Origin of the sequence: Vibrio sp. TH_r3 (assembly GCF_033101115.1) — a bacterium.
In the GTDB taxonomy this organism is placed as follows: Bacteria; Pseudomonadota; Gammaproteobacteria; order Enterobacterales; family Vibrionaceae; genus Vibrio.
In genome coordinates this window covers 1-3,439 of sequence record NZ_JAWMPW010000051.1, presented here as the reverse complement: position 1 = coordinate 3,439, position 3,439 = coordinate 1, and the positions used below count along the sequence as shown (strand labels likewise).

Below are 3,439 nucleotides of genomic sequence, written 5' to 3'. Positions count from 1 at the left end.
TATCGCAGCGCTTATTATTATCGGCGCTCTTGATGACAAATTCGATATCAGTTTCAAGATCCGTCTTATTGTTCAAGCCATCCTCTCCATTTGCATGATGTACTTTGCCGACCTTCGATTGGAAAACATAGGTAACCTTTTCGGGCTTGGCGATTTGCATTTAGGTTTTCTTAGTCCGGTTATCACGATTTTAGCGGTAGTAGGTGCAATCAATGCCTTTAATATGGTGGATGGGATTGATGGTTTACTCGGTGGGCTTGCTATTGTGACTCTGGGTGCTATTGCTATATTACTAAAAGTCGACAGTCAACATGGCCTAGCATATCTGTGCGTAGTGTTTATTGTGGCGATTATTCCATATATCTTTATGAACCTCGGCATTCTTGGACGAGAGCGTAAAGTCTTTATGGGGGATGCCGGTAGCATGATGATTGGTTTTACCGTCATTTGGCTACTGCTTGGTGCTAGCCAAAACTCATCTACAGCACAAATGAGTCCTATTACTGCTTTATGGTTGATTGCTATTCCGCTAATGGATATGGCCGCCATCATGTTCAGACGCGTACGACGCGGCAACTCCCCTTTCAAACCCGACAGAGAGCACTTACATCATATATTCCAACGACTGGGGTTTACGCCTCGTCAAACGCTCGCGATCATCTGCGCCATCGCCAGCAGCTTTGCAGGGTTTGGGATCTGCGGTGAATTGTTGAAAATACCAGAATCGACCATGTTTATCCTATTTCTGGTTTGCTTTGCTTTCTATACTGTTACGATGAGTTATGTTTGGCGTATTACCAGTTGGGTGAGACGCTGCCGTAACCTTCCTGAAAAAGTGTATTAATGGCTTAAATTCATAGAGAAGGCTTATACCAATTCCGTTAATTTTATGATCTAATGTGAACTATTAAAAGGAGTCCTTATGAAGCATGATTTTCCAAGTCTGATCAATGCCACACCCAATGCTCGACTTAGAATACGTTATTTATCCGTTTCTCATTTTGTTGACGGTAAAATCGCACTCAAATGACTATTGGGATGCGAGCGAACTCATCAAAAGTTACAACCCGCAGTACTTAAGAATCAATGGCAGACTTAACCGCTTGTATGTATTTGTTGATAACAATTTTCTCATCAAATTCGTTTTCAACTTTAATACGACTTTTCTCGCCCATTGATAAACGCTGATCATGTGAAAGATTTATCATTGACTCTAATTTTTCAACAAGGCTGGATGTACTGCGAAGCTCACACAAATAGCCATTAACACCATCATCAACAGTCTCACGACAGCCTACATTATCAGTCGTCACGATAGGTTTACCCATAGCACAAGCTTCAAGCAAGGATTTAGGGACACCTTCACGATAGAAGGAAGGTAGCACCATACAATCAACTTTTGCTATTTCAGACTCTACATTATCCGATGTGCCAAGGTAGTTAACTATTCCCTCTTCGACCCAAGCGTTCATTTCAGCTTTTGAGACCGCAGAAGGGTTATTTACATCAAGAAATCCGAGTAAACAAAATTCGACCTTGTGACCATATTTGGATTTTAGTTCACGTGCCGCTTCCACATAGTACCCAATACCTTTGTCATAAAGCATTCTCGCGATCAGTAAAAAACGAACTACGCCATCATCATCACTCGGAGACAAAGAAAAACGAGTAAGATCCGCACCAGAGCCAGGCACTCTATCAGTGATATCAAGAGGAGCCAGTTTGTGTTTGGCGAATAGCTCTTTATCTTCATTGTTTTGAAAGAAAATCGTATGCGCTTTAGGTTGGCTAATTTTATATAAGAAACGAGCAAGTTTAGCCGTGATATTCTCGTTGATAAACACCATGCCAAGCCCAGCAATATTATTGACAGACTTTGCACCAAACAATGAAGCAGCTAAGGTACTGTAAATATTGTTCTTTGGGGTAAAATTAAGAACTACATCCGGACGTATTTTCTTATATAGACCAATAAACTCAAAAAAAGTACCCACATCCTTAATTGGATTAGTCCCTCCTTGATCTATTTCAATATGCTGGTACTCGGTCCCTAAATCTGCAAGTTTTTGCGAGTAATCATCCTTTGGGGAGATAGCTACGACTCGATAACCTTCTTTGATTAAGGCCAATATCGTATTTTTCCGAAAATTATAGAGATACCAACTAGTATTAGAGGTAATAACTACTATTTTTGATACATTCATTTTTGATAATAACCTCTAAACCAATCGACAAATTCTTTCACGCCCTTCGTTATATCAATTTTGGCGCACAACCTACTGGATCACTGAAATCGCATGAACATCGCCGCTATGCAACGCTTCCGAGAACCTTACTCAAGTAGTTTTCATCCATCGCACACATCATTCGTTTTCGCGTGATACCACCTTTAAAACTTTTCTCTCCTTTCAAAAGGTTCAAACAAGCCTGTCTGATCCTTGAAAAAGACTCTGCTCGATCATCAACTCTAATTCGACAAGCATCTTCTTTCACGGAAAAATCATGAACATCCCCGTCAATTAAGGCTTGAAAGAACGGTCGAAAGATACTTTTCTTCCATCGCACACTTCGCTCTTTTATGCTTAATACTACCTTTAAACGAGCTTTCGCTTCTCAAAAAGTTCAGACACATTTGCCTGATCCTTGCGAAATTCTCTGCTCGATCATCCACTCTTTTTCGTGATTCATCTTCTCCGAATTGAGTATCGAGGATCCAATGCATCGATTCTACCAGCCAATGTGAACGCGTTGAATTTAACAAAGTCTTAGCATCTAAATCCTTCGAGCTAATATAATAACGAACTGACACTTCCGACTCTTCGACTGCTTCTCTTTGCTGCCTCAAAGATACAATTATTCCCATCGTTTTCAATCCTGGCCACTCTTCTTTCAAGTCACCAAGTACTGATAAATCACCATTCACCAAAGCAAGCCTCGTCTCTTGTCTATCACGAGACTTTTCTTGCGTGCTATATGAATCACCATCATAATTTTGTAGCATGCTCATATCAAAATATGAATCAAAAGCTTGCTCAAGTCTCCCTTGATTACCCTTTACCGCAAGTAAGTAATCAGCTTTTACATCTAAGATTTTTTGGGCTATTTTCTTCTGACAACCCATCGCATCAATAGTGATTAGACAACCTGATATATCGAGTAAATCCAATAAGTTAGGGATCGCTGTAATTTCGTTGCTTTTTAAATCAACCTTTTGTTGTCCCAGACTCACGCCATTCGCAGTTGCAAACGCATTCACCATGTGAATTGTGCCTAAACCTTTAGATTTGTCATAAGAGCCTCGAACCGTTTTTCCATCAATCGCAACTACTTCCCCATCGGTCAGCTCGCAACATTCTTTCATCCACTCTATAAAGCAGTGTTGCAGACGAACAGGGTTAATCATCCCCATAACCCGCGCTATTGTAGATGCTGAAGGTAC

Annotated in this window: 4 protein-coding genes; 1 reads left to right on the top strand and 3 read right to left on the bottom strand. The window is 40.6% G+C overall.

Annotation, left to right across the window (positions count from 1 at the left end):
- The first annotated feature begins 1 nt into the window (after nucleotide 1).
- Nucleotides 2–844 carry a UDP-N-acetylglucosamine--undecaprenyl-phosphate N-acetylglucosaminephosphotransferase gene (wecA, locus tag R3X26_RS18675; protein WP_317718828.1) on the top strand — a complete coding sequence of 281 codons (843 nt, stop codon included), beginning with the start codon at nucleotides 2–4 and terminating at the stop codon, nucleotides 842–844.
- A gap of 232 nt (nucleotides 845–1,076) precedes the next feature.
- Here wecA and R3X26_RS18670 read toward each other — a convergent pair whose 3' ends face one another.
- The 3 genes from R3X26_RS18670 to R3X26_RS18660 all read right to left on the bottom strand — a co-directional run.
- The gene (locus R3X26_RS18670) at nucleotides 1,077–2,204 is read right to left on the bottom strand and encodes a glycosyltransferase family 4 protein (protein ID WP_317718827.1); all 1,128 of its coding nucleotides are present in this window, start codon (nucleotides 2,202–2,204) and stop codon (nucleotides 1,077–1,079) included.
- Between the two features lie 106 nt (nucleotides 2,205–2,310).
- Entirely contained in the window at nucleotides 2,311–2,565 is a 255-nt protein-coding gene (locus R3X26_RS18665; RefSeq protein ID WP_411572437.1) for a transposase, read from the bottom strand.
- Nucleotides 2,516–3,439: ISAs1 family transposase (locus R3X26_RS18660; protein ID WP_317718826.1), on the bottom strand; the 924-nt coding region annotated here is incomplete at its 5' end. The genes R3X26_RS18660 and R3X26_RS18665, both read right to left, overlap by 50 nt.

What these genes read in the sequence shown, in the direction of transcription:
- R3X26_RS18670 (WP_317718827.1), bottom strand. Translation starts at nt 2,204, where the DNA reads ATGAATGTATCAAAAATAGTAGTTATTACCTCTAATACTAGTTGGTAT.